The organism is Streptomyces sp. NPDC090088 (genome assembly GCF_044747345.1).
In the GTDB taxonomy this organism is placed as follows: domain Bacteria; phylum Actinomycetota; class Actinomycetes; order Streptomycetales; family Streptomycetaceae; genus Streptomyces.
This window is the reverse complement of the sequence record NZ_JBIVDZ010000003.1, coordinates 1-25,996: the sequence shown is the minus strand read 5'-3', so window position 1 is coordinate 25,996 and position 25,996 is coordinate 1. Positions and strand designations below refer to the sequence as shown.

Below are 25,996 nucleotides of genomic sequence, written 5' to 3'. Positions count from 1 at the left end.
TAACCAAGCGTCCAGTTCACAGCCCGCCGCCGAGAGTGAGCGCGTCCGATGCCGTACCCCCACGTCCTGCTGTCCGCCGCCGTCTCCCTCGACGGCTACCTCGACGACACCGGCCCCGACCGACTGCTGCTCTCCTCCCCGGCCGACTTCGACCGCGTCGACGAGGTACGGGCCTCCGTCGACGCCATCCTGATCGGCGCCGGCACCATCCGCGCGGACAACCCGCGGCTCCTGGTCAACTCCCCGGAGCGGCGCGCGGCCCGGACCGCCGCCGGCCGGTCCGAGTACCCCCTCAAGGTCACGGTCACCGCGACCGGCGACCTCGACCCGGACGCGCGGTTCTGGCACACCGGCGGCGAGAAGATCGTGTACACGACGGACGAGGGCGCGCGGCGGGCCCGCGCCCTCGGGATCGCCGCCGACGTGGTCCCCCTCGGCGCCGACCTCGACTGGCCCTCGCTCCTGGAGCACCTGCACGACGTACGGGGCGTACGGCGCCTCATGGTCGAGGGCGGCGGCACCGTCCACACCCAGCTCCTCCAGCAGGGCCTGGCCGACGAACTCCAGCTGGTCCTCGCCCCGCTCTTCGTCGGCGACCCGAAGGCGCCCCGGCTGTTCGGCCCGGGCGGGTACCAGGGCGGGCGGCTGCGGCTGGTCGAGACCCGCCGGATCGAGGACGTCGTCCTCATGCGCTACGAGCCCACCGCCCCCGGCGCGGGCGCGGCGGTGTCCGCCGCGGACCGGGCGTGGCTGCGGCTCGCCTGCGAGCTGGCGGCCGAGTGCCCGCCGTCCCGGACCGCGTTCAGCGTCGGCGCGGTGGTCGTCGCGGCCGACGGCACGGAACTGGCCCGTGGCCACTCCCGGGAGGCCGGCGACCCGGTGGTGCACGCCGAGGAGGCGGCCCTGGCCAAGATCCCCCCGGCCGACCCCCGCCTCCCCGCGGCCACCGTCTACACCAGCCTCGAACCCTGCACCCACCGCGCCTCCCGCCCGCACCCCTGCGCCGAGCTGATCCTCCGGGCCGGGGTACGGCGGGTGCTGACCGCGTGGCGCGAGCCGGACACGTTCGTGACCGCGGCCGACGGGACGGGGATGCTGCGGGAGGCGGGGGTGCGGGTGCTGGTGCTCCCGGAGTACGAGAGCGCGGCGAAGGCGCCCAACGGGCATCTGCTGGGCTGAGCGGAGGTGTGAACCGGGGGCCCGCGGACCCCACCGGTATTAACCCGTGTGACTCACGTGCTTCTGATGGCGTATGCTGGTTTCACCGACGCGGGGTGGAGCAGCTCGGTAGCTCGCTGGGCTCATAACCCAGAGGTCGCAGGTTCAAATCCTGTCCCCGCTACTGATGACTCAGGGCCGGAATCCAAGATCTTGGATTCCGGCCCTGAGTCGTACCCGGGGCGTACTGCTGCCGTACCGCCGCCATATCCGTCCGTACTCATCCGCCCGGCCCACACCGCTCGCCCCGACCCGCGCACGCCCGCGAACCTGGACGGACACACATTGGACACAGGGGACATATGGGGAGTCGTACCGTGGGCCCTGGAGAGGTGCCGGAGGGCGGGTCGGCAGTCGCCCGCAGCCTGGCCCGCTTCCTGCCCGCCCTGCTGATCGCCGCCGGTGTCTGCTACGACCTTCTCACCCCGGCGGTCTTCACCGCCGCCCCGTTCTTCACGGCCGCCCCGCTGATCGCCGCCCCCCTCTCCTCCCTGCGCACCACCGTCCTCACGGGCGTCGCCGCGCTCCTCGCCACCTACGCCGTGCACGCGCGCTTCGGTTTCCGCCCCGACGCCGACGCCCTGACCGAGATCCTGACCGTGGCCACCGTCGCCGTCCTCGCCGTCGGCATCAACCGGATCGTCCGCATCGGCGACCAGCGTCTCGCCTCCGCCCACGAGATCGCCGAGGCCGCCCAGCGGGCCGTGCTGCCCGAGCCCGCCGAGCGGATCGGCGGCTTCGAGATCGCGGCCCGTTACGAGGCCGCCCAGGAGGGCGCCTTCATCGGCGGCGACCTGTACGCCGTCCAGGACACCCCGTACGGCGTCCGGCTGGTGGTCGGGGACGTCCGAGGCAAGGGCATGGGCGCGGTCGCCGCCGTCGCCGTGGTCATCGGCGCCTTCCGGGAGGCCGCCGAGCAGGAGGCCACGCTGGAGGCCGTTGCCGGGCGGCTGGAGCGGGCGCTGGTGCGCGAGGGTGTGCGGCGCGGCGGGGTCGAGGCCGACGAGGGGTTCGCCACCGCCGTACTCGCCGAACTCCCGCACGGCGGCGGAGACGGCGACGGCAGCGGCAGCGGCAGCGGCAGCGGCGATGGCAATGGCAATGGCAATGGCAATGGCAATGGCAATGGTGACGGCACGGTCCGGATCGTCAACCGCGGGCATCCGCCGCCCCTGCTGCTGTACGGCGACGGGCGGGTGTCCGCGGTGCGGGCGCCGGAGGCCGCGCTGCCGCTGGGGATGGGCGCGTTGGGGGCGTGGCCCGACCGGGCCGCCGAGCACGCGTTCCCCGGCGGAGCGACCCTGTTGCTGTACACCGACGGCCTCTCCGAGGCGCGGGACGCGCACGGCCGGTTCTACGACCCCGAACGGCGGCTGGCCGGCCGTACCTTCGCCGCCCCCGGCGCCCTGCTGGCCCGGCTCGCGGCCGAGGTGCGCCGGCACACCGGCGGCGGCATGACGGACGACATGGCGCTGCTCGCCGTACGACGGCCCTGAGCTCGGCGGCAAGGGTGGCGCACGTGACGGAGGGTGGCCGGACGACCGCCCTCCGCATAACGTCTGAGTCACCATCAAAACGTGTGTGACTCCTGTGTTGAGCAGGAGGCCTGGTCAACTCGACCGTTTTTGACCTGTCGTGGCTGGTAAGTCCATGCTTTGAAAGCTTAATGATCAAGGAGAACAGCTTGGAATCTGACAGCTGGGTCTATTAACGTTCGATAACGCAGCGCGGTCGTCCCAGCCGTCACCCGCGACGGCTCCGCGCGCACGCGCCGAATCCCGCAAGGGAACCGGGGAACCACCACCTTGGGGTGAATCGCACGGCTGCCGCCGGTAGGAATCGGTCGGTATACGCGCGTAGGAGACCTTCCCGCTCCGAACCCGTCAGCTAACCCGGTAGGCGACGGAAGGAAAGGAGTGCGCCCGCGTGGCGTCCAACCGGCCTGCTCCGACAGCCCCGTTCGTGCCCAGCCAGCGTCAACCCGACACCTTCGGCTACGGCAGCTACCGCACCGACGAGGGCCCCTGGGAGGAGTGGAACCCCACCGAGGATTCCCTCGCCCAGGCACGCGGCCGGCACCGCGTCGCCAAGCAGAAGGGCGGCGGACTCGCCCGCAGCTCCACGGTGCTCGGCGTCGGTGTCATCGCCGCCGTCGGCGCGGGCGGCATGGCCAGCGCCAACACCGGCAAGCCGCCGGTCTCCATCTCGCTGCCCGACCTGCCGTCGTCCGTCGACTCCCTGCTCGGCGAGGGCGGCGGCCACCAGGCCACCCAGACCGCGCTCAGCAGCGTCACCACCACGACGACCGCCACCGACGCGGACTCCTCCTCGTCCGACGCCGGCGAGGCGCTGCGCAGCCGGATCATCGCCCAGGCCGAGCAGCAGCAGAACCAGCTCGACACCAAGGCCAGCGCCAAGGCCGTGGCCGCCGCCGACAAGGCGGTCTACGCCGCGGAGGCCAAGGCGGTGAAGGCGGCGGCCGCCAAGGCCGCCGACGCCAAGGAGCAGGCCGAGGCCGACGCCAAGGCGAAGGCCGAGAAGGAGCGCCTCGCCGCGCTGGCCAAGCAGTACACGCTGCCGGTCGTCTCGTACACGATCACCGGCACCTTCGGCCAGGCCGGCTCCATGTGGTCCTCCGGCTACCACACCGGGCTCGACTTCGCCGCGCCCACCGGCACGCTCATCAAGGCCGTCCACGGCGGCACGGTCACCGAGGCGGGCTGGGCCGGTTCCTACGGCTACCGCACGATCCTGACCCTGGACGACGGCACCGAGCTGTGGTTCTGCCACCAGTCGTCGATCAGCGTCTCCGTCGGCCAGAAGGTCGCCACCGGCGATGTCATCGGCCGCGTGGGCGCCACCGGCAACGTCACCGGCCCGCACCTCCACCTGGAGGTCCACCCCGGCGGCCAGGCCACCGGCATCGACCCCATGACCTGGCTGCGCGGCAAGGGCCTCAACCCGTAACGGGTCACCCCCGACCCGCGACGAGCCACGATCCGACCCCCGGGATCCCCGGCGGCCCCGACGACAACCCCCCGGCGTCCGGGCCGCCGGTCCGGTGTTTCCGGCGGGACGCCCGTGCGCCTGTTTACGAAACCTTCGTACTGCGCCGGGATGGCCTGCCGGGGCGGCCCGCGTTGATACAGAGCATGACTGCTCTTCGCAAACTCGGCTCCTCCGACCTCGAGGTCTTCCCGCTCTCCCTCGGTGGCAACGTCTTCGGCTGGACCGCCGACGAGGCCGCCTCCTTCGCCGTCCTGGACGCCTACGCGGCCGCCGGCGGCAACTTCGTGGACACCGCCGACTCCTACACGGCCTGGATCGAGGGCAACCAGGGCGGCGAGTCCGAGACGATCATCGGCAAGTGGGTCACGGCGCGCGGCAACCGCGACGACATCGTCATCGCGACGAAGGTCAGCCAGCACCCCGAGTACCCCGGCCTGTCCGCCGCCAACATCAAGGCCGCCGCCGACGCCTCCCTGCGCCGTCTCGGCACCGACCACATCGACCTCTACTACACGCACTTCGACAAGCCGGAGATCCCGGTCGAGGAGATCATCGGCGCGCTCGACGAGCTGGTGCGGGCGGGCAAGGTCCGGCACATCGCCGCGTCCAACATCACGCCGGAGCGCCTCCAGGAGTCCCTGGACCTCTCCGACCGCGAGGGCCTCGCCCGGTACGTCGCCCTCCAGCCCCACTACAACCTGGTCTCCCGCGACACCTACGAGGGCCCCCTCCAGGACCTGGCCTCGCGCACCGGCCTCGCCGCGGTCCCGTACTTCTCCCTGGCCGCCGGCTTCCTCACCGGCAAGTACCGTCCCGGCACGACGGTCGACAGCGCCCGCGCGGGCCGCGCCGCCCAGTACCTGGAGTCCGAGCGCGGCCGGCGGGTCCTCGCCGCCCTGGACGAGATCGCCGAGACCCACTCGGCCCCCGTCCCCACCGTCGCCCTCGCCTGGCTGGCGGCCCAGCCCACCGTCGCGGCCCCCATCGCCTCGGCCCGCACCCTGGACCAGCTCCCCGCCCTGCTGGGCGTGGCGGACCTGCACCTCACGGACGAGGAGGTCACCAGGCTGACGGCGGCCTCGGCCTGACGGCGGCCTCACGGGCACCGTGACCTGACGGGCGCCTCGGCCCGCCCGCTCATGCTCCGCCGGTGATTCTCTTCCGCCGCAGCGGCGCCCAGCCGCGACGGCGGATTCCGGCGGTGCCCACCGGCCGTACCGGCCGTACTACGTCCGGTACGGGTTGTACGAGGGGTACGGGACCGCCGTCCCGTACCACCCCGGCCCCCCGTAGGCCGGCGCCGGAAGGCCGGCGTACCCCGGCCATCCGCTCGGTGCGGCCGTCCGGGCCGCGTAGTCCAGGGCCGGGCGGACCAGCTCCCGCCGGTTCCACAGCTCGGCCAGCAGCTCCCGCTCGCGGACCACGAAGTCGGCCCCGGCCCGCCCCCGTTGCCCCCGGCGCCGCAGCAGCGCCAGGGTCGTCGCGTACGCCTCGTACTCGGCGACCGCCCGCCCCGTCGGCTTGCCGAAGTGGTACGCGGCGTACTCCCGGGCCATCTGCCGCGCCCGCATCGACCCCAGGACGAACGGCTCGGCCGCGCCCAGCCACCCCGCGTACACATACGCCGGCAGCTCCTCGCGCACGGTCCGCAGCTCCCGCTGCCGGGTCCAGACGGCCAGCCAGGTCAGCAGCCCGAACATCGGCACCATGAACATGCCGTACACGGCGAAGAACCCGAACTGCCCGAACGTCGAGGACCCGTTCCAGAACGCGTGCATGCTCATCGCGCACAGCAGCCCGGCGACCGGCACCAGCGCGCGCCGCGTCCGCTGCCGGTCCGTGGAGAGCGCGGCGAGGCCGAAGCCGATGCCGGTGAAGACGGTGAACAGGGGGTGCGCGAAGGGTGACATGACGATGCGCACGAAGAAGGTCGCGGCGGTGACGGAGGCGATCCCGGTGCCACCGGTCAGCTGGTCGGTCCCGAAGGCCGTACCGAGGTAGAGGATGTTCTCGGTGAACGCGAACCCGGTGGCGGTGACCCCGGCGATCACCACCCCGTCGACGATCCCGGTGAAGTCCCGTCTGCGGAAGAGGAAGACCAGCAGCACGGCGGCGGCCTTGGCCGACTCCTCGACGATCGGCGCTATCACCGTCGCGCCGAGCGTGTCCGCGCTGCTCGGATCCGCGGTGGCCGTCGCTATCCAGCGGGTGGCGAAGCTGTTGGCGACGATGGCTATGAGCGCGGCCGCGCAGGCCCCCCAGGCGAAGGCGAACAGCACGTTCCGCCAGGGCCCCGGCTGGACCCGGTCGAGCCACCGGAACGCGGCTATGAGCAGCGGCACGGGCAGTACGGCGAGCCCCAGCCCGACGAGGAAACCCTCCGTGCCCGTCTGCTCCCGCACCAGCGCGAGGATCACCAGCCCGGAGAGCGCGAGCAGCGTGCTCAGCGCCCCGTACCGCACCCAGCGCCGCTGCCACCAGCGGGGATGCCGCAGGCCGTCCCCGGCGGGGTCCGGCGGATACGGCGGACGTGGCGGATACGTCGGATACGACGGGTACGGCGGCGGGTAGCTGGCCACGGCATCGACCCTAACGAGGTGACTCCAGTCGGTGCTGCTCGCTCTGCCGCACCCGATGCTGTACGCGACGGAAGAGCAGATCGTTCACCACATGTCCCTTGTCCAGTCCCTGACCCTCGAAACGGGTCAGCGGCCGGTGCCCGGGACGTGGCGCGAAACCGCCCTCGGCCTGTGTGTTCTCGAACTCCGGGTGCGCGGTGAGCACGTCGAGCATCTGCTCGGCGTACGGCTCCCAGTCCGTCGCGCAATGCACGACCGCCCCGGGCCTGAGCCGGGTCGCGGCCAGGTCGAGGAACTCGGGCTGGATCAGCCGCCGCTTGTGGTGCCGCTTCTTGGGCCAGGGATCGGGGAAGTACACGCGCAGCCCGTCGAGCGAGTCGGGGGTGAGCATCTCCCGCAGCAGGATGATCGCGTCGCCGTTGCCGACCCGGACGTTCGACAGCCCCTGCTGGTCGGCGAGGTTGAGCAGGTTGCCCTGCCCGGGCGTGTGCACGTCCACGGCGAGGATGTCGGTGCCCGGGTCCTCGGCGGCCATCTGCGCGGTCGCCTCGCCCATCCCGAACCCGATCTCCAGCACCACCGGGTTGGCGTTCCCGAACAGCTCGGCGAGGTCGATGACCCGCTGCCCGTCGATGTCCAGCCCCCACTTGGGCCACAGCCGCTGCAGCGCGTCGGCCTGCCCGGCGGTCACCCGGCTGCGGCGCGGCTGGAAGCTGCGGATCCGCCGCTCGAAGTGCGACCCGGCCGGATCGGCCTGCGGGCCGTCGGGAAAGCGCGGCTCCCCCTTGGCCCGGGTGTGCCGGACGGACACACCGGGCGTGTGGTGGGAGCCGGCGCCGGGGACGGTCTCGGCGGGCTGAGGGGTTTCGGGGGCATTGAGCGAGTCAGACACAGTGAAGTCGATTTTACGGCCCCCGCCGCGCCCCGGAAGGCCTCCTGGGCGGGCTCACACCGAACCCAGCATCTCCAGCGCCCGCCGCGCCACCTCCCGCCCGATCGGCAGCGAGGCCGTCGCCGCGGGCGAGGGCGCGTTCAGCACATGGACCGCCCGGGCCCCCTCCTTGATCAGGAAGTCGTCGACGAGCGTCCCGTCCCGCAGCACGGCCTGCGCCCGCACCCCGGCCGCGGCCCGCATCAGGTCCCCGTCGTCCACGGCGGGCAGCAGCCGTCGTACGGCCGTCGCGAACGCGCGCTTCGACACCGACCGGCGCAGCTCCCCGCCGCCGTACCGCCAGTGCCGCCGCGCCAGTGTCCAGGAGCCCGGCCAGGCCAGCGTGCCGGCCACCTCCCGCGGCCGTACCACCCCCCACCCGTAGCCCTCGCGGGCCAGCGCCGGCACCGCGTTCGGCCCGATGTGGACGCCTCCGTCGATCCCGCGCGTGAGATGCACGCCGAGGAACGGGAACGCCGGGTCCGGCACCGGGTACACCAGCCCGCGGACCAGCTCCGGCCGCGCCAGCTCGTAGTACTCCCCGCGGAACGGCACGATCCGCATCTCCGGGTCGTCGCCGGTCAGCCGTGCGACCTCGTCGCAGTGCAGCCCCGCGCAGTTGACCAGCACCCGGCCCCGGACGACGTCGCCGCCGGCCGTCCGGACGGCGACCCCGAGTTCCGGCCGCCGGTCGATCCGCTCGACCCGGGCGCCGTAGCGGAGCTCCGCGCCCGAGGCCGCGCCGAGCTGCCGCGCGACCCCCACGAAGTCGCAGACCCCGGTGGTCCCCACGTGTATGGCGGCGAGCCCCCGCACCTCGGGCTCGTACTCCCCGATCTGGGCGCCCCCCAGCTCCCGCACCGGTATCCCGTTCTCCCGGCCGCGCTGCACGAGCGCGTGCAGCCGGGGCAGCTCCGCCCGCTCGGTGGCGACGATCAGCTTGCCGGTGACAGCGTGCGCGATGCCGTACTCCGCACAGAACTTGACCATCTCGGCGGCGCCCTTGACGGCGTACCGCGCCTTCAGCGACCCCGGGCGGTAGTAGATCCCGCTGTGGATGACCCCGCTGTTCCGCCCGGTCTGGTGCCGGGCCGGCCCGGCCTCCTTCTCCAGCACGGTGACCCGGGTCCCGGGCGCGGCACGACTGATCGCGTACGCCGTGGACAGCCCGACGATCCCACCCCCGACGACGAGCACGTCACAGTCGTAAGCAATCCCGGCCCGCACCTGCACCACCTCCCACGCTCGATAGTGCACTGCGCCACTGACATCACTTTCAAACGCACGGTTGTGAAGCGCCCCTTTAGGGGCGCGGGGAACTGCGCGACCAGCCCCCACACACCAGCACCCGCAATGTCACAGCAACCCGGCAGACGACCGGGCGACCCTCACGCCGGCGCCATCAGCAACGGCCGAGCCCGCTCCCGCAGCTCCACCACCCTCGGCTCGTCCCCGTACGGCTCCAGCCGGTGCAGCAGATCCTTCACGTACTCCGTCGTCCGCGCGGACGATATCCGCCCGGCCACCTCCACGGCCCGCACGCCCTGCTCGCAGGCCGCGTCGAGGTTCCCCGACTCCAGCTCCGCGACGGCCGAGACGACCAGCCGCAGCCCGTGCGACCGCACGAACTCCTCCGTCGGCTTCGACAGCGCCTGCTCGGTGAATCGCCGCACCTGCCGGGGCGCCTTGAGATCGCGGTAGCACTCCGCGGCGTCGGCGGCGAACCGGTCGTAGCCGTAGAAGCCGAGCCAGGAGGGATCGTTGTCCCCCTCGCGCGCCCGCTCCAGCCACCCCTCCGCGGCCTTCAGCGCGGCCCCCGCCGCCTGTGCGTCGCCCGCACGCGCGTGGGCCCGTGCCTCGACCAGCCGGAAGAAGCTCATGGTGCGGGCGGTGGCCAGCCCCCGGTTGCGTTCCACGGCGGCCTGCGCGAGATCGACGCCCTCGTCGCCGAACCCGCGGTACGTCGCCTGCAGGGACATCGATGCCAGCACGTACCCGCCGAGCGGCACGTCGGCCGCCGCGCGGGCGAGCCGCAGCGCCTGGATGTAGTACCGCTGCGCGGCCTCCTGCTGCCCGGTGTCGAAGGCCATCCAGCCGGCCAGCCGGGTCAGTTCGGCGCTCGCGCCGAACAGCGCCCGCCCGACCTCGTCGGAGTACGCGCCGAGCAGCAGCGGTGCCGCCTCCACCCGTAAGCACTCCGGCACCATCGACGAACGCCAGTCGCCGCCCCCGTACTTGGAGTCCCAGCGCCTGGCGTCCTCGGCGGCCTCCCGCAGCTTCTGCACATCGCTGTGGCCGACTTTGAGCGCCGCGCCCGCACCCTCGGCGCTGTTGGCCTCGCGTGCGACCGAGCTGTCGGCGGGGGTTATCAGCCAGCGCGAGGCGGGCGTTGCGTATGCGCTTACTGCGAACGATCCGGCCAGGGACTGCCAGATGCCGCCGGTACCGGCCCGGCGGCCGGCGAGGTCGAGACGGTACAGCTCCGTCGCCGACCGCACCGCCTGTCCGACGTCTCTGGGGAAGGCGAGGCCCACTTCGGGCGCGGGGTCCGCGTCCGCCAGGCCGATCTCGTGGAGCGGCACCGGGCGGCCCAGCTTCTGGCCGATCGCGGCCGCGATGAGGTGGGGCGCGGCGCCCTGCGGCACCATGCCCTTCGACACCCAGCGCGCCACCGACGTCTTGTCGTAGCGAAGAGTCAACCCGCGTTGAGCGCCAAGATCGTTGACGCGTCGCGCGAGTCCTGCGTTGCTGATTCCCGCGAGGGCGAGAACGGCGCCGAGCTTTTCGTTCGGCCCGCGTTGCTCCCTGGACATGCGCCACCCCTCGACACAGACGGCTGCCGCGCTGGCATAACCACGCGGCATTCGTAAACCCAGCGTAGTTCGCCGCATCCCAAGCGTTAAGGGGCATTGTTCCGGATGGCGGGATTGTGGTCCGTACGCGAGTGCGGCCCATATACGCACCGTGCACGGCACGTCGCGACGTGCCCCCGCCGTGTGGCCGTGCGCCCGTCCGTGCGCTCTTCTCCGGCCATCGGGGGAGCGGTTCCATGATGGTGCGTGGGTCGGCCCGCTGTACTGGATCCAGTGGGCTGGGGGACACCGCCACCTACATCCCCGCGGGTGGCGGACCGGTCCGGGAGGCGATGCCCGCCTCCCGGACTGTGCGCGTTCAAACACACGCGCGGGCGATGCGCAAAGCATGTACGGAGCGTGCGCAAGGCCGTCCAGGCTTCGCCGATTTGGCCGAAAATCGACCCCACCTTTTGCGGGCGATCAACGCTCCTACCACGGGAATTGAGGGCGCGAAGGGCGTCCTGGGGGAGCGTACAGGGGGCGCATTCGCGTCGCAGTTGCCGGGCGCCGTACGGCAGTCGGCTTCCGCCGCGGCCCCTTCGCGGATCCTCCTCGGCCCTTCCGCGGCACGCGCGCGTGGGCCGGTCCTGCGGCAACTCCCCGAAATCTTCCAGGGATCAAAGGCGGCCCCACCATCCCTCCGGAGCGCGTCCTTCATGGCAGCATGGGGACCCGGTTCGTACCGTGCATGGTTGTCCACAGCCTGTGGAGGCGTCGATGCGGTGGTTGGTGGGATGGAGCAGCACCGCCTCCGGTGCCGCCACGATCGGCTCCGCCGGCGCCATGGGCCACGACGGCGAGACCGTCCACCCCGTCGGCTCCCAGCTGCTGTGGGGCGACCCCGATCCGCTCTGGGCGGTCGGCGACTGGCGCCCCGACGAGGTCCGGGTCATCAAGGCCGACGCGCAGAACCGCATCGCCGTCCTCGGCACCTGCGGCGCCACCGACGAGGAGCTGCGCCTCGGCCTCTTCACGGCGCGCGGGGGCGCACTCCGCCATCTGACCGCCTGGTCCGGCAGCTACACCGCCGTCGTCCAGGTCGGCCGCCGGGTCACCGTCTGCGGCGACCTCGCGGGCGCCCGCCCGGTCTTCTACAGCCCCTGGGCAGGCGGTACGGCCTACGCCACGGCCGCGCTGCCGCTCGCCGACCTCATCGAGGCCAACCTCGACTACGGTCACCTGGCCGCGCTCCTGGCCGCCCCCGACGTGCCGGCCGCGGTGCACGACTCCACCCCGTACGAGGGCGTGCGGCGCATTCCGCCGGGGCATGCGCTGATCCTGCGCACCGGGGCGCGCGAGGTCGCCGGGTACGAGCAGGTCGCCTCGCTCGCGGTCGCGGCACCCTCCGCCGACCCGGACCGCGCGGTGGACGCCGTACGGGACGCGCTCGTAGAGGCGGTACGCGCGCGGCTGTCGGCGCCCCGGCACGTCCCGGACATCGATCCCGGTCCGGTGCCCGGAATGGGTCCCGCCGAGCGGCGCGCGGCGCGCGGAATGCCGGTCCCCGGCATCGGCGCCGACCTCTCCGGCGGCCCGGCGTCGGGCACCCTCGCGCTGCTCGCCGCCGGCCTGCCGGGCATGCCGGGCACGGTCCTGGGCCACGGCACGGGCGCGGGAGAGCGGCTGCTGGCCGTCACCTTCAACGACCTCGCCGTGGGCGGCCGCGAGGCGGAACTCCAGCGTGCGGGAACGCTGGCGGCCAACCCGCGCCTGCACCACGTGGTGGTGACCGGCGGCGAGGACATGCTCCCCTACGCCGACCTCGACGGCCCCCTGACCGACGAACCGGGCCCGTCCCTCGTCCACGCGGCCAGGCACCGCGCCCGGCTCGCCGCCGGCAGCGCCGACCACTTCACCGGCTACGGCGCCCGCCAGGTCCTGGACGCGCACCCCGCGCGCCTCGCCGACCTGCTGATGGACCGCAAGCGCCGCCACCTCGTCCGCCCGGTCGCCGCGCTCGCCAAGGCCGACGGCTCCGTGCTGGTCCCCGCGCGCGTGTACGGCGCGGCGCGGCGCCTGGCGCGCACGCCGTACCGCGCGGGCGTCGAGTCCCTCGCCGAGCGCCTGCTGCGGCGCCGCTTCGACGACCCCGGAGGCGCCGTGGGCGCGTCCCTCGCGGCGCTCTCCTGGGCGAGACCGGGCCCTGCCGCCCGCTGGCTGACCGGCGAGGCCCTGGCAGAAGTATCGGTTCTGCTCCAGGGGGCGGCGAACCGCTCCGGCGTCGGCCCCGGACAGCGCCCCGGAGACTACCGCGCGCGTGCCGTGCTGGCCCGGCACGCCGCCGACATCCGCGTCCTGGAACAGGCCGCCGAGATCCGCTCCCAGCGCCTGCACGCGCCCTTCCTCGACAACCAGGTGGTCCGCGCCTGCCGCGACCTCCCCGAAGCGCTGCGCGTCCAGCCGGGGGCCCGCGCGGCCATCCTCCGTACGGTCCTGGAGGGCGCCGGTGTCACCGACCTCCCGCCGGGCTGGGGCGCCCCCTCCCATGCCTCCTCCGCGGCGGCCACCCGCACGGGGCTGCGGGTGGCCGCCGACGACCTGATCGCCCTCTTCTCCACGCCGTTGCTGGCCCAGGCGGGCCTGGTGGAGGCACGCGTGGTCCGCAAGGCGCTCCGCGCGGCGGCGGCGGGCGAGCCCCTGCCGCTGGACGGCCTGGCCGACCTGGTCTCCCTCGAACTGTGGCTGCGCCGGCTCCTCTCCCGCCGCGGCACCTGCTGGACGGGAACACCGGCACGCGCGCGTGCGGTCCCTGCGGGGATCCGGCCGATGCGGGGCGCGCTGGCGTCGGGGGCGTGACCCTCCGGGGGTGGCCGAGGGCGACTGGGGTGGGTGCGGCAGTCGTTCGGCTGCGGGCGGGTGGGGGCTGATCGCGCAGTTCCCCGCGCCCCTGGGTTTCTCAGCCGGGCGCCAGTCATGTGGCTCGCCACTCAGCCGCGGGCAGGCGTGCCGCAGGGCGGCACGGGTGGGCGCTGGGGGTCCCCCCGGCCGAAGGCTGGGGGAGGCACCCTGCCAGCGCCGGTAAGCGAAACCCCCCGCCCCAGCCCTCACCCCGGGCAACCGTTCGACCCCGCCACCGAAACCCCCGTGCCCCCACTCCCCGCCCCGGCGACAATGACCCGGTGCGGTACCGAATCCTGGGCGTGACCCAGGCCATCGACGACCAGGGCACTCCCATACCCGTCGGCGGCCCCCGCCTCCGCGCGCTGCTCACCGTCCTCGCCCTGCACCCCACCCGCACCCTCACCCCCGAGACCCTCATCGGGGAGATCTGGACGGACCACCCGCCCCAGGACGCCCCGGCCGCCCTCCAGGCCCTCGTCGGCCGGCTCCGCCGCGCCCTCGGCAAGGACTCCATCGCCTCCGGCCCCGGCGGCTACCGCCTGGCGGCGAGCGAGGACGACATCGACCTGCATGTCTTCGGCCGGCGGGTGGGCGACGGCACGGCCGCCCTCGCCGCCGGCGACCCGGCGACGGCCCACCGCCTGCTCACCGAGGCCCTCGCCCTGTGGCGCGGCCCCGCCTTCGCCGACCTCCCCGACCGCGCCGCGGCCGCCGCCCGCCCGCAGGCGCTCCGGCTGGAAGCCACCCGCGCCAGGGCCGACGCGGCCCTCCGCCTCGGCCGCGCCTCCGACGCCGTACCGGAACTGACCGGGCTGACCGCCGTCCACCCGTACGACGAACCGCTGCACGCCCTCCTCATCCGCGCCCTGCGTGACACCGGCCGCCCGGCGGACGCCCTCGCCGCGTACGAGACCGCCCGCCGCACCCTGGCCGAAGGCCTCGGCACCGACCCCGGCCCGGAACTCCAGGCGCTGCACGCGTCGTTGCTCAAGCAGGAACCGCCCCCGCTCGGCGCCCCGCCGCCCCGCACCGGCAACCTCCGTCCACGCCTTACCTCTTTCGTGGGCCGGGAACCCGAACTCAAGGCCGTTCGTTCCGAATTGCACAGGGCCCGCCTGGTCACCCTCACCGGACCGGGCGGCTCCGGAAAGACCCGTCTCGCCGAGGAGGCCGCCGCCGGCCGCCCACAGGCATGGCTCGTCGAGCTCGCCCCGCTCGACCGCCCGGAGGCGGTGCCCGGCGCGGTGGTCAGCGCCCTCGGTCTGCGCGAGACCGTGCTCCTGACCAACGAGCTGGCGATCCCGCAGGCAGATCCCACGGCCCTGCTCGTCGAGCACTGCGCCCCGCGCAGCCAGCTCCTGATCCTTGACAACTGCGAACATGTCATCGAAGCGGCGGCCGCCCTCGCCGAGACGCTGCTGACCCACTGCCCGGGGCTCACGATCCTCGCCACCAGCCGTGAACCCCTCGGCGTCCCCGGCGAGTCGGTGCGTCCGGTCGAGCCCCTCGACCCGGAGCAGGCGCACCGGCTCTTCGAGGAGCGTGCCGCCGCCGTCCGCCCCGGCGCCGCGCTCGGCGACCGGGCGGCGGTCGACGAGATCTGCCGCCGCCTGGACGGACTGCCGCTCGCCATCGAGCTCGCGGCGGCCCGGCTGCGGCTGCTGACACCCCGGCAGATCGCCGACCGGCTCGACGACCGCTTCCGGCTGCTCACCGCCGGCAGCCGTACGGTCCTGCCCCGCCAGCAGACCCTGCGCGCGGTCGTCGACTGGTCCTGGGACCTGCTCGACGAGCGGGAGCGGACGGTCCTGCGCGAGGTCTCCGTCTTCGCCGGCGGCTGGGATCTCGCGGCGGCGGAGGCCGTGTGCACCGGCCCGGCCGCCGACCTCGTCGGAGCGCTCGTCGACAAGTCCCTGATCGTCGCCGCCCCGGACGGCACCGGCGATATGCGCTACCGCATGCTGGAGACCATCCACGAGTACGCCGTGGAGCGGGCCGCCGAGGTGCCCGGGCTGCGCGCCGCGGCCGAGCGGCGGCACCACGCGTGGGTGTGCGCGCTGGTGGGGGAGGCGGAGCCGAAGCTGCGGTCGGCGGAGCAGCTCCCGTGGATCCGCCGCCTGGAGACCGACCTGGACAACATCCGCGCGGCCCTGGCCCGTGCGCTGGACGTGGGCGACGAGGCGGGGGCGGGCCGGATCGTCCTCGCCGTCGGCTGGTTCTGGTGGCTGCGCAACTACCGCCAGGAGGCGACGGGCTGGATACGCGCGGTGCTGCGCCTGGGCGCGGCCCGGGACGCCCTGCCCGAGGACGCCGGCCCGGACGAGCTGCGCGCGGCCGCCGAGGCGGCGGACCTGGTGGGCGCCCTGCTGGCCGCGCCACGGGCCGAGGCCGGGCATCCGTTGTACGAGCCGCGTATGGACCTGAGGCTGTTCGACCTGTTCCTGACATCCGAGTCCGGCGGCTCCCCGGAACTGGTGACGGACGAGCGGGCCCCGGAGTACATCACGCTCGTCCGGGCCTCCTTCGAACCGGGCGGCCCCCGGGCCGCCCGGCTGCCGGGCCTCATCTGGCCGCTCACCGCCTGGTACCTGGGCAACCCGGTGAACGTCGGCCCCGACCTGTCCTCCGTCGTCGCCAACTGCCGGACGCACGGCGGCGACTGGGAGGTCGGCGTCACCCTGATGTACCGCACCCATGTCCTGGTCGACTCACCCGGCAATCTGCGGGGCGTCGACGAGGACCTGGCCGAGCTGCGGATCCTCAGCCGCCGGGTGGGGGACCGCTGGATGCGCGCCCAGGTCTGCAGCGCGGCCGGCGAGGCGGACATGGCACGCGGCAGGTTCGCGGAGGCGGCGGGCGAGTACGAGGAGGCACTGCGCCTCGCCCACGAGGTGGGGGCGTACGCGGAGAGCCCCTTCCTGCTCGCCCGGCTCGCCGAGATCGCCTTCCGCTCCGGCGACCGGGCGGGCGCCGAAGCCGCCCTGGACCGGGCCGCCGAGGCCTCCGACCGGTACGGGGTGGCGGAGACGAAGGCGTACGTGGCCGTGCTGCGGGCGCACATCGCCCTGCACAACGGCGACCTGGCCCGGGCGCGCGCCTGCTACGAGACCGCCCGCGCGGCGACGGTGGGCGGCCCCGCGCCGCCGCAGTTCATGGCGGCCTTCCACGCCGTCGAGGCCCTGCTCACGGCGATGGAGCAGGGCCCCGCGCGGGCCCTGCCGATCGTGGCCGGGGCGCTGCGCGAGGCGGTGCAGTACCAATGCGCGGAGACGATCACGGCGGCGCTGGTCGACATCGGCGCCGACCTGCTGGCCCGGCTCGGCGATCTGGCGGGCGCGGTACGGCTGTTCGCGGCCGCCGACCGATGGCGGGACGGCAGCGCCCGTCCCGAGCCGGAGCACGGCCGTGCCGAGGAGGTCGACCGGGCCGCCCGCACGGTGCTGACCGCGCGGCGGTACACGGCCGAGCGCTCGCGCGGTGCCACCTTCGCCACCGAGGACGTCCTGCGCGAACTGAGCAGGACGGCGGCTCCCAGCGGCACGGGTGGTACGGGCGGTACGGCTACCGGCAGGTGAACTTCGACTCGGCCCAGTCGGCGAGCGCCACCGTGTCGAAGGGGCCCAGCGGTTCGACCTCCAGGCGCACGGTCCTGCGCCCGTCGAGGTTCACATGGACGGGTACGGCGGCCTGTCCGCCCTCGACCACCCCGGACCGCCACAGCCGCACCCCGTCCGCGTAGACGGCGAAGGTGACCTTGCCGAGGCCGAGCGTCATGTCGTCCACGCCGGCCAGCGCGTCGTAGGCGGTGCACTGCCGGTTGAGGTCGATGGTGACGGAGGACCGGCCGTGCACGGTGACGCCGTGCGCGTACTCCTTGTCGGCGACCGTCACGCCGTACCGCTGCCAGACCCAGCTGCTCTCCCCGAGCCGCATCTCGGGCCGGGTGCCGTCACCGGTGACGTCGAAGCCCAGCTCGCTCCACTCGTAGACGACCGGGGCCGGCGGCGGGGTCGGGGTCGGGGTCGGGGTGGGAGTCGGCTTCGGGGACGGCGTGCGGGTCGGACTGGGAGTGGGCGTCGGCTTCGGGCTCGGCGTGTGCCTCGGTCTTGGCGTCGGTGTCGGGGTGGGTGTCGGGGCCGGCGCGGGGGCGAGCACGACCGGCTCCGGTCGCGGCTTCTTCTGCGAAGGCGAGGGAGCGGGGGTCTCGGGCTGGACGACCGGTGCGGACGGGGCGGGCTCGGCGACCTTCTTGGCCGGGTGGCTGTCGTTCACCAGGGCGAGGGCCACCGCGGCGACCGCCGCCGCCACCACTCCGGCGGCGATCCCGGCCTTCACCGGCGCCCCCAGCCCCTCCGAGGCGGCGGCACCGCCCGCGCCGCCGCCCGCCCCGCCGGACGAACCGCTCGCCGCGGCGGCCGCGCCCGCGGCCCCCACTCCGGCACCACCGGCGACGATCCCGAGCGCCTTGGCGTATCCGGCGACCCCGAACCAGCCGATGACCGCGACCGGTACGACGGCCGGGATACCGGCGGCGACCTCTTCGATCTGGGCGGCGGCCAGCCGGCACTTGGCGCACTCCTCCAGGTGCTTGCGCAGCCCCCGCTCCGCGCGGATGCGCAGCTTGCGGCGGGCGTAGCCGCCGAGCTGGTCGGCGTAGCGGGCGCACTCCTCGTCGTCGATGAGGGAGGCGCTCACATGGGCCTGGAGGTAGGCCTGCTTCAGCCCCTCGCGGGCCCGGCTGGCGAGGACCCGGGTGCCGTTGGCGTCCAGCCCGAAGAGGGTGGCCACCTCGCTCGGCGACTCGTCCTCGACCTCGGTGTGCCACAGCACGGCCTGCCAGCGCTCCGGCAGCGAGCGGAACGCCTGCATCGCCATCGACTGCTCGGCCTCGTGCATCGCGAGCACGTCGGCGCCGAGGTCCAGGCCCGCTCCGAAGGAGCCAATGGACGCAGTGTCGTCGGACACCTCGGAGCCGCGCGAGGCCTGCGCCGCGAACAGCGCGAAGTCGTCGACCAGTTGCTCGCGCCGGGCCGACTTGATCCACTGCGCGGCGACCCGCCGCACCGAGGTGAGCAGATAGGCGCGCACGGCGTACTCGGGCCCGGCCCCGCCGCGCACCGCCTGCAGCATGCGGGCGAACACCTCGGCGGTCAGGTCGTCGGCGGTGTGCCCGTCCCGGCAGCACGTCCGCGCGTAGCGCCGCACCGCGTCCGCGTGCCGCCGGTACAGCTCCTCGTACGCCGAGTCGTCGCCGGCCCGCATCCGCTCGATCAACTGGCTGTCGGCGGGCGGCAGCTCCCGGGGCGGCGGCAGCACACTCCCTTCCCGCTGTGCCGGAACGTTCCCCTCCGGGGCTTCGCCGACGGGCGGCACCTGGGCCCGCCCGCCCTGGCTGGGCACCTGCGGCAAGGCCGTCTCGTCACCGACGGACGACCCGTCCCACCCGTCAACGCTCATCGCGGATGCCCCCGATACCTGCCCAATCCGACCGAATCACCGAGTCAGACTGCCACATTGGCTTTTGTTCAGGACCTGAAGGGCCAGACCTACCACTCGTCCGAGCGCACTTGTCAACACGCCGATCCGACAATCACCCGTAAGGGGGGCGCGCCCTCAGGGGCGCGGGGCGGTAGCCGCATATCGGCTACCGCCCCGCGGGCGCGACCAGACACAGCCCACCATCAGGGGCGCGAACGCAACCCCTCCAGCAGGATGTCCAGCAACCGCGACGAGGCCGCCGCCTGCTGTGCCGCGTCCGGCAGCGACGGCGCCGCCGTGGCGATCACCAGCAGCACGTCGGAGACGGACACGTCGGGCCGCAACTCGCCCGCCGCCCGCGCCCGCTCCACCAGCCGCCCGACGACCTCCAGCAGCTCGGCCGCGCCCGCGTCGTCCTCGGCGCCGGCCACCGGCTCCCGTTCCTCCGGGACCAGCCGCAACTCCCCGGCCCCCGGCTGCGTCCGCTGCTGCGGCACCCGGGCCTCCTCGGCCCCGGCACCGCTTCCGCCGACCTCCTCCGGCACGCCGACGCGGAGCACCTGCGGCGGCAGCAGCCGCCCGGCCCCCGACGCCACCGACGTCCGCAGGAAGCGCGACAGTGCCGACCACGGCTCGTCCTCCTGCCCGAGCGCGGCCCGCGCCTGGTCGGTCAGCCGGGAGGTCTCCTCCTCGGCTATCCGCCGCACCAGCACGTCCTTGCTCGGGAAGCGCCGGTACACCGTGCCGACCCCGACCCGCGCCCGCCGCGCCACGTCCTCCATGGGCGCGCCGTACCCCAGCTCGCCGAAGACCTCGCGCGCCGCACGCAGCACGTGCTCCAGATTGCGCTGTGCGTCCACCCGCAGCGGCGCCGTACGCGGCCCGTCACCGCGCCCGTTGCCCGCCGCCGCGCTCACCGTTGCGCCACCCGCCGCGAGAGCGGAGGCCGATGACCAATGTGTGTCCTGAATGTGCATCTGTGTTCCCCCGGTTAATGACGTCTCCCCCCGGAGACTCTCCCCGCACTGATAGCCGGAGCGAGCGGAACTGGCGCCGACCGACGACCGGTCGACAACCGGTCCATGACCGAACCATGGACCACGGGCCGGCCGGACCGCCCGTCGCGGACCGTTCGACCACATCCCCTACACCCCGTCGACACACGAACATAGTTGAGAGGCTGTCAATTCAGAAGGGGGACGTTCCGCACGGAGCGCCCCCCGATCGGAGTACGGGTCGTTTACGTCCCGATTAGTTGCTTTCACGCCCCCACGTCCGCCCCCGCTGACCTGGCCCCTTTCCTCCGGCCTCGACCACGCGTCCGACAACCCGCACAGTCGATCGCCGGTCACACAAATTGCCGGGGCTGTGGACAAACAACAGTCACGGGTGCGTCATGGGATGGTGAAGGAACGTGCGCGCATTCTCGTTGTCGGCGGCGGCTACGTCGGGATGTACACGGCCCTGCGGCTGCAACGGAAACTGAAGCGGGAGCTCAGCCGCGGTGAGGTCGACATCACTGTCGTCACCCCCGATCCCTATATGACGTACCAGCCGTTCCTTCCCGAAGCGGCCGCGGGTTCGATTTCCCCTCGTCACGTCGTCGTACCCCTGCGGCGCGTTCTGGACCGGTGCCACGTCGTCATCGGCGAGGTGACCTCCGTCGAGCACGCCAAGCGCACCGCGGCCGTCAGCACCCTCGCCACCGCCGAGGAGCGAAAAGGCGCCACTTTTCTGGAGTACGACGAACTGGTCCTCGCCCCCGGCTCGATCGCGCGCACCCTGCCCATCCCCGGTCTCGCCGAGCACGGCATCGGCTTCAAGACCGTCGAGGAGGCCATCGGCCTGCGCAACCACGTCATCGAGCAGATGGACATCGCCTCCTCCACCCGCGACCCCGCGATCCGCGACGCGGCCCTCACCTTCGTCTTCGTCGGCGGCGGCTACGCGGGCGTGGAAGCCCTCGGCGAACTCGAGGACATGGCCCGCTACACCGCGCGGTACTACCACAACGTCCAGCCCGAGGACATGAAGTGGATCCTGGTCGAGGCCACCGACCGGATCCTCCCCGAGGTCGGCCCCGAGATGGGCCGCTACACCGTCACCGAACTGCGCCGCCGCAACATCCAGGTGCTGCTGGACACCCGACTGGAATCCTGCGCCGACCGGATCGCCGTCCTCAGCGACGGCCAGCGCTTCCCCACCCGCACCCTCGTCTGGACGGCCGGCGTCAGACCGCACCCCGTGCTCGCCGCCACCGACCTTCCGCTCACCCCGCGCGGGCGGCTGAAATGCACCGCCGAGCTGGCCGTCGACGGCGTCGACCACGCGTGGGCCGCGGGCGACGCCGCCGCCGTTCCCGACGTCACCGCCCCCGAACCCGGCGCCGAGACCGCCCCGAACGCCCAGCACGCGGTCCGTCAGGCCAGGGTCCTCGGCGACAACATCGCCCACGCCCTGCGCGGCGAACCCCTCGACACCTACGCCCACAAGTACGTCGGATCCGTCGCCTCCCTCGGCCTGCACAAAGGCGTCGCCCAGATCTACGGGCGCAGGCTGAAGGGCTACCCTGCCTGGTTCATGCACCGCGTCTACCACCTGAGCAGGGTGCCCACCGTCAACCGCAAGGCCCGCGTGCTCGCCGAATGGACCCTCTCCGGGCTCTTCAAACGGGAGATCGTCTCGCTCGGATCACTCGAACATCCCCGGGCGGAGTTCGAACTCGCGGCCGGTGGAAAGCCTCCTCACAGTCCCTCCGACGACTCGAACGGGTCGTCCTGACGGAACTCAGGAACTCCACGGCCCGCCCCGGCGTCTGACGAATGTCGTCGCCGACGGCCACCCTGCCAGACTGCCCCCCGACCGAGCACAAGGCTTCTCCCCAGAACTGCCCCGGGGACATCCCCCGGGACCCCCGGCCGCTCCCGTAGCCGGCCGGAGACGACGACACGAGGCAAGGTTTCGTGAACTTCACGCGCTGGAGCGCCCGGCTCCCCGGAACGCAGCGCCGCGCCGCAGCGCGGACCGAGCACACGGTCCCCCCGGACCGACGGGGAGAAGGCTCCGTGCCCGCTGCCCGCGCCGAACAGCTGACCGACGGCCCGCCCTGCGTTCCCGCCGTCGACGAACTGCCCGCCCGCGACGTCCTCGACCGCGTCCCGGCCCTGGTCGCCCTCGTCCACGGCCTCGACCACCGCATCGCCTACGTCAACGACGCCTACACGACGGCCTTCGGCGTACGGCCCCCGGGCGCCCTCGCCCGCGAGGCACTCCCCGAACTCGCCGAACTCGGTCTGCTCCCCCTCCTCGACCAGGTCCTGCGCAGCGGCAAACCCCGCACCCTCAAGTCCCGCAAGGCCCTCGACGGCCGCACCTACACGTTCACCTGCACCCCCGTCGCCGAGAACGGCGACCGCGACGGCGGCGTCCTCCTCTTCGCCACCGACGTCACCGACCACGCCGAAGCCGCCGAACGCCTCCGTGCCAGCGAACGCCGCCAGCGCGAGACCGCGGTGACCCTCCAGCGCAGCCTGCTCCCCCAGGAACTCGAACAACCGGACGACCTGCGCATCGCCGCCACCTACCAGCCCGGCGGCACCGAGGCCGCGGTCGGCGGCGACTGGTACGACGTCATCACCCTCGGCGGCGGCCGTACGGCCCTGGTCATCGGCGACGTGATGGGCCGCGGCGTCCGCGCGGCGGCCGTCATGGGCCAGCTCCGCACCGCGGTCCGCGCCTACGCCCGCCTGGACCTGCCGCCGCACGAGGTCCTGCAGCTCCTCGACGTCCTCGCCGCCGAGATCGACCCCAACCAGATCGCCACCTGCGTGTACGCCGTCCACGACCCGAACGAGGGCCGGCTGGTGTACGCCTCCGCCGGCCACCTCCCGATCCTGGTCCGCGACGAGAACGGCACGGTGCTCCGCGCCGACGAACCGACGGGCCCGCCGCTGGGCACCGGCGGCTGGATCCACGCCTCCGGCTCGGTACCGCTCGGCCCCGGCTCCACGGCCGTCCTCTACACCGACGGCCTGGTGGAGCGCCGCGACGAGGACCTGGACGAGGGCATCGCCGCGCTGGAACGCGCGCTGGCCGGAGCCACCGGCACCCCCCAGGTGGTCTGCGACCGCCTGGTCCGCTCGGCCGGCGTCACCGCCGACCACTACGACGACGTCGCCGTCCTGGTCCTCCAGCACCCGGCCCGCACCGGCCCGGACGGCGACCTGTTCCGCAACGCCGCGCTGGAACTCCTCGGCGGCATCGAGGCGGCACCCCGCGCCCGTGCGTTCGCCTCCGGCGTCCTCACCAGCTGGCGCTTCCCTGCCGACCTCCATGACCTGGGTGTCCTCGCCACCAGCGAACTGGTCGCCAACTCCCTCCAGCACGGCATCCCGCCCATGCGGCTGCGGCTCCGCCGCACCGACCGCCGACTGATCATCGAGGTCACGGACGGCGACGACCACCTGCCGCGGCGGCGGCGCGCGGAACCGGGGGACGAGTCGGGGCGGGGGATCGCCATCGTCGCGACGATCGCGTCCGGGTGGGGGTCGCGGAGGACACCCGGGGGCGGGAAAGCGGTGTGGTGCGAGTTCGTGCTGCCTAAGGGGTAGGGGGGTGTGGTTGTCGCGCGGCTGCGGGTGCGTGGGGGTTGCTCGCGCAGTTCCTCCCCCAGCCTTCGGCCGGGGGTACCCCCAGCGCCCCGCAAGGGGCGCTGTCCACGGGGTCTCTTATGCGCTCACGGACTCCGCGGTCGCACCGCCCCGCGCCACGACCACGCTCCTCGACGCGAGCCAAGGCCGGTCCTGCACCTCGGTCAGCCGCTTGCCCAGCCGTATCGCCAGCACGCTGATCCCCAGTGAGAACAGCAGGAAGGTCACCACGTACGGCGCCGGGAGCGAGGCGGCCAGCGGGCCGCCCACCGCCGGGCCGACCGCCAGGGCCAGCTGCTTCACCAGGGCGAACGCCGAGTTGTACTGCCCGGCCAGGCCCGTCGGGGCGAGGTCGGCCACCAGCGGGGCGACCGTCGGCGACAGCATCGCCTCACCCAGCCCGAACAGCGCGTACGTCGAGACGAAGGCGGCCGTCGCCATCTCCTGGCTGCCGTGCCCCAGCCCCGCGTACCCCGCCACGACCCAGGCCACGGCCCAGATCAGACCGACGCCCGCGATCACCCGGGACCGCCGCCGGCGCTCGACGAACCTCAGCACGGCGAACTGGGCGACCACGATCATCAGCGTGTTCGCGGCCAGCGCCGTACCGAGCGCGGACGTCGATATCCCCGCCGCCTCCACGCCGTACGCGCTCAGCCCGGACTCGAACTGCCCGTAGCAGGCGAAGAACAGCACGAAGCCCAGTACGGACAGCTGCACCATCGCGCGGTTGCCGAGCAGCTGCTTCCAGCCGCCCTTGGTGGACGCGGACGGCGCACCGGCGATCCGCGGTGCCTGCGGCATCCGCACCGTCGACATCACGACGGCCAGCAGCAGGAACATCGCCGCCTCGATCGCGAAGAGGAGCGTGAAGGAGGAGACCCTGGTCGTGTCGACGAGGTGACCGCCGATGAGGCCACCGACACCCAGCCCGAGGTTCTGCAGGAAGAACTGCGTCGCGAAGGCCCGCGAGCGCGTCTCCGCCGACGAGCAGTCCACGATCATCGTCGCCAGCGCCGGCTGCATCACGGCCTGCCCGGCTCCGAGCAGCGCGGCCGCGGTCAGCACGGTCGGCGCGCTCCCCGCCAGCCCCAGGCTCAACGCACCCGTCGCGGCCAGGACCAGGGCGGTGAGCAGGACCGGGAGCGGGCCGCGCCGCACGATCGCCCGGCCGGCGAACGGCAGCACGATCAGCGCGGCCACGGCGAAGACGGCGAGCACGATCCCCGCCGTCATGGCACCGAGTCCCCGTACCTGCGCCACATAGACGTACAGGTAGGGGACGGTGAAGCCGAGCCCGAATGCACTGAGTGCGTTGCCCACGTGGATCCGGCGCATCGCTGCGCCCATCGCCCTGGTCACGTTCACCTCTCTCAGGTAGTTGACTCAGCGGACTGCTGAAGTCTGAAGACTTAGAACCTAAAGTTCGAAGCTAAAGAGTACATCTCGAAGGACTTCAACGCCAAGCTCGTTCGTGCGATACTTCGGCCCATGGCCGACACCACCGGCGCCGGCGAGCCGACCCTCGACGAGCAGATCGCCGCCTACCAGCGTGAGTTCCGGGACCTCGACCCCCAGGTCGAGAAGATCGTCTCGGCGCTGTCCCGGCTCAACCGCCGGATGAACGTCGCCTACGGCCGCCAGACCTCCGCCCTCGGCATCAGCGGCGCGGAGTGGGAGGTCCTCAAGGCCCTCGTCCTCTCCGGCGTCCCCTATCGCATGGGCCCCAGCGAGCTGGCCAAGCGCCTCGGGCTCACCCCGGCCGCGATGACCCACCGCATCGACCGGATGGTCGCCGAGGGTCTGGTCACCCGGGAGCGGGACGAGTCCAATCGCGTCCGGGTGATCGTCGAGCTGACCCCCGAGGGCCGCGAGAAGTGGCTGGAGGCCATGCGCCTCGCCTCCGGCTTCGAGGAGGACCTCCTCCAGGACCTCACCCCGGCGGAACGCTCGGTGCTCGGCGAGGTCCTCACCCGCCTGCTGCGCCGCGTGGAGCACGCCCAGCCGGACGCAGGCGGCCGGCTCACCGACCTGGACTAAAAGATCTTGACAAGGGGTACTTGACACGCCCCTGGCCGATCCGTAAAGTTCTTCGGGTTGCCGCAGAGCCGGAACGGTTCTGCGGTAGCAACTCCGCCGCCCCGAGCGGCACCTCAAACCATCAGTACGATCTCCCGACCGGGTTGATTTCGGCGTGCCCGAATTCAATTCGAATAGGGATCGGCGGCCCCGATTGGGAATCGCCGAGCGGATCCGCTAAGGTTTGAGACGTCGGAACGGCCCAACAGCCGGGAAGGCAACCCCCGCTGACTGGGAATCAGACGCCGAAAGGATCTGATAGAGTCGGAACCGCCGGAAAGGGAAACGCGAGAGCGGAAACCTGGAAAGCACCGAGGAAATCGGATCGGAAAACGGTCTGATAGAGTCGGAAACGCA

16 protein-coding genes, 1 tRNA gene and 1 riboswitch are annotated in these 25,996 nt (G+C 73.2%); of the genes, 10 read left to right on the top strand and 7 right to left on the bottom strand.

The genetic code is table 11. The features are described 5' to 3' along the window. Window positions 1-48: 48 nt before the first annotated feature. The 5 genes from ACIPSJ_RS16040 (at window position 49) to ACIPSJ_RS16020 (ending at window position 5,315) form a co-directional block, all read left to right on the top strand. Window positions 49-1,179, top strand: coding sequence for a dihydrofolate reductase family protein (locus ACIPSJ_RS16040; RefSeq protein ID WP_359211702.1), 1,131 nt, complete (start codon window positions 49-51; stop codon window positions 1,177-1,179). 89 nt (window positions 1,180-1,268) lie between these two features. Continuing rightward, window positions 1,269-1,342: transfer RNA gene (locus ACIPSJ_RS16035), tRNA-Met, on the top strand. 178 nt (window positions 1,343-1,520) lie between these two features. Beyond that, window positions 1,521-2,714 (top strand): PP2C family protein-serine/threonine phosphatase, encoded by a 1,194-nt coding sequence (locus ACIPSJ_RS16030; RefSeq protein ID WP_401346298.1) that lies wholly within the window; start codon window positions 1,521-1,523, stop codon window positions 2,712-2,714. Window positions 2,715-2,977: 263 nt separating this feature from the next. After that, window positions 2,978-3,137: riboswitch (cyclic di-AMP (ydaO/yuaA leader) on the top strand. Between the two features lie 7 nt (window positions 3,138-3,144). Then, the gene (locus ACIPSJ_RS16025; protein ID WP_359211696.1) at window positions 3,145-4,185 is read left to right on the top strand and encodes a M23 family metallopeptidase; all 1,041 of its coding nucleotides are present in this window, start codon (window positions 3,145-3,147) and stop codon (window positions 4,183-4,185) included. A 185-nt stretch (window positions 4,186-4,370) separates the two neighbouring features. Further along, on the top strand, window positions 4,371-5,315 hold the full coding sequence (locus tag ACIPSJ_RS16020) for an aldo/keto reductase (protein ID WP_401346296.1): 945 nt from the start codon (window positions 4,371-4,373) through the stop codon (window positions 5,313-5,315). Window positions 5,316-5,453: 138 nt separating this feature from the next. On the opposite strand, the gene ACIPSJ_RS16015 is transcribed toward ACIPSJ_RS16020, so the two are convergent. The 4 genes from ACIPSJ_RS16015 to ACIPSJ_RS16000 all read right to left on the bottom strand — a co-directional run bounded on the left by ACIPSJ_RS16015 (window position 5,454) and on the right by ACIPSJ_RS16000 (window position 10,550). Further along, a complete protein-coding gene (locus ACIPSJ_RS16015; RefSeq protein WP_359211690.1) occupies window positions 5,454-6,806 on the bottom strand; it encodes a PrsW family intramembrane metalloprotease in 1,353 nt (450 codons plus the stop codon). A gap of 10 nt (window positions 6,807-6,816) precedes the next feature. Beyond that, window positions 6,817-7,698, bottom strand: a complete 882-nt coding sequence (trmB, locus tag ACIPSJ_RS16010; protein ID WP_359211687.1) for a tRNA (guanosine(46)-N7)-methyltransferase TrmB — start codon at window positions 7,696-7,698, stop codon at window positions 6,817-6,819. Window positions 7,699-7,752: 54 nt separating this feature from the next. Then, on the bottom strand, window positions 7,753-8,973 hold the full coding sequence (lhgO, locus tag ACIPSJ_RS16005) for an L-2-hydroxyglutarate oxidase (protein ID WP_401347405.1): 1,221 nt from the start codon (window positions 8,971-8,973) through the stop codon (window positions 7,753-7,755). 152 nt (window positions 8,974-9,125) lie between these two features. Further along, window positions 9,126-10,550: an MFS transporter gene (locus tag ACIPSJ_RS16000; RefSeq protein WP_359211684.1), complete on the bottom strand. Its 1,425-nt coding sequence runs from the start codon at window positions 10,548-10,550 to the stop codon at window positions 9,126-9,128. Window positions 10,551-11,309: 759 nt separating this feature from the next. Between ACIPSJ_RS16000 and ACIPSJ_RS15995 the strand changes: the two genes are divergently transcribed. Further along, window positions 11,310-13,388 carry an asparagine synthase-related protein gene (locus ACIPSJ_RS15995; protein ID WP_359211681.1) on the top strand — a complete coding sequence of 693 codons (2,079 nt, stop codon included), beginning with the start codon at window positions 11,310-11,312 and terminating at the stop codon, window positions 13,386-13,388. A 323-nt stretch (window positions 13,389-13,711) separates the two neighbouring features. After that, entirely contained in the window at window positions 13,712-17,008 is a 3,297-nt protein-coding gene (locus tag ACIPSJ_RS15990) for a BTAD domain-containing putative transcriptional regulator (protein WP_401346292.1), read from the top strand. Here the strand turns inward: ACIPSJ_RS15990 and ACIPSJ_RS15985 are convergent. Together ACIPSJ_RS15985 and ACIPSJ_RS15980 are read right to left on the bottom strand one after the other, a co-directional pair. Continuing rightward, on the bottom strand, window positions 16,995-18,890 hold the full coding sequence (locus ACIPSJ_RS15985) for a sigma-70 family RNA polymerase sigma factor (protein WP_401346290.1): 1,896 nt from the start codon (window positions 18,888-18,890) through the stop codon (window positions 16,995-16,997). The two genes, ACIPSJ_RS15990 and ACIPSJ_RS15985, sit on opposite strands and share 14 nt — an antisense overlap. A gap of 224 nt (window positions 18,891-19,114) precedes the next feature. After that, the gene (locus tag ACIPSJ_RS15980) at window positions 19,115-19,888 is read right to left on the bottom strand and encodes a helix-turn-helix domain-containing protein (RefSeq protein WP_355728103.1); all 774 of its coding nucleotides are present in this window, start codon (window positions 19,886-19,888) and stop codon (window positions 19,115-19,117) included. Between the two features lie 424 nt (window positions 19,889-20,312). Here ACIPSJ_RS15980 and ACIPSJ_RS15975 point away from each other — a divergent pair, with 424 nt between their 5' ends. Next, entirely contained in the window at window positions 20,313-21,692 is a 1,380-nt protein-coding gene (locus tag ACIPSJ_RS15975) for an NAD(P)/FAD-dependent oxidoreductase (RefSeq protein WP_401346288.1), read from the top strand. A 182-nt stretch (window positions 21,693-21,874) separates the two neighbouring features. Beyond that, window positions 21,875-23,521 carry a SpoIIE family protein phosphatase gene (locus ACIPSJ_RS15970; RefSeq protein ID WP_359211669.1) on the top strand — a complete coding sequence of 549 codons (1,647 nt, stop codon included), beginning with the start codon at window positions 21,875-21,877 and terminating at the stop codon, window positions 23,519-23,521. Between the two features lie 117 nt (window positions 23,522-23,638). On the opposite strand, the gene ACIPSJ_RS15965 is transcribed toward ACIPSJ_RS15970, so the two are convergent. Next, window positions 23,639-24,922: an MFS transporter gene (locus ACIPSJ_RS15965; protein WP_359212166.1), complete on the bottom strand. Its 1,284-nt coding sequence runs from the start codon at window positions 24,920-24,922 to the stop codon at window positions 23,639-23,641. Window positions 24,923-25,051: 129 nt separating this feature from the next. Here ACIPSJ_RS15965 and ACIPSJ_RS15960 point away from each other — a divergent pair, with 129 nt between their 5' ends. Next, entirely contained in the window at window positions 25,052-25,600 is a 549-nt protein-coding gene (locus ACIPSJ_RS15960) for a MarR family transcriptional regulator (RefSeq protein ID WP_359211666.1), read from the top strand. The last annotated feature ends 396 nt before the right edge of the window (window positions 25,601-25,996 follow it).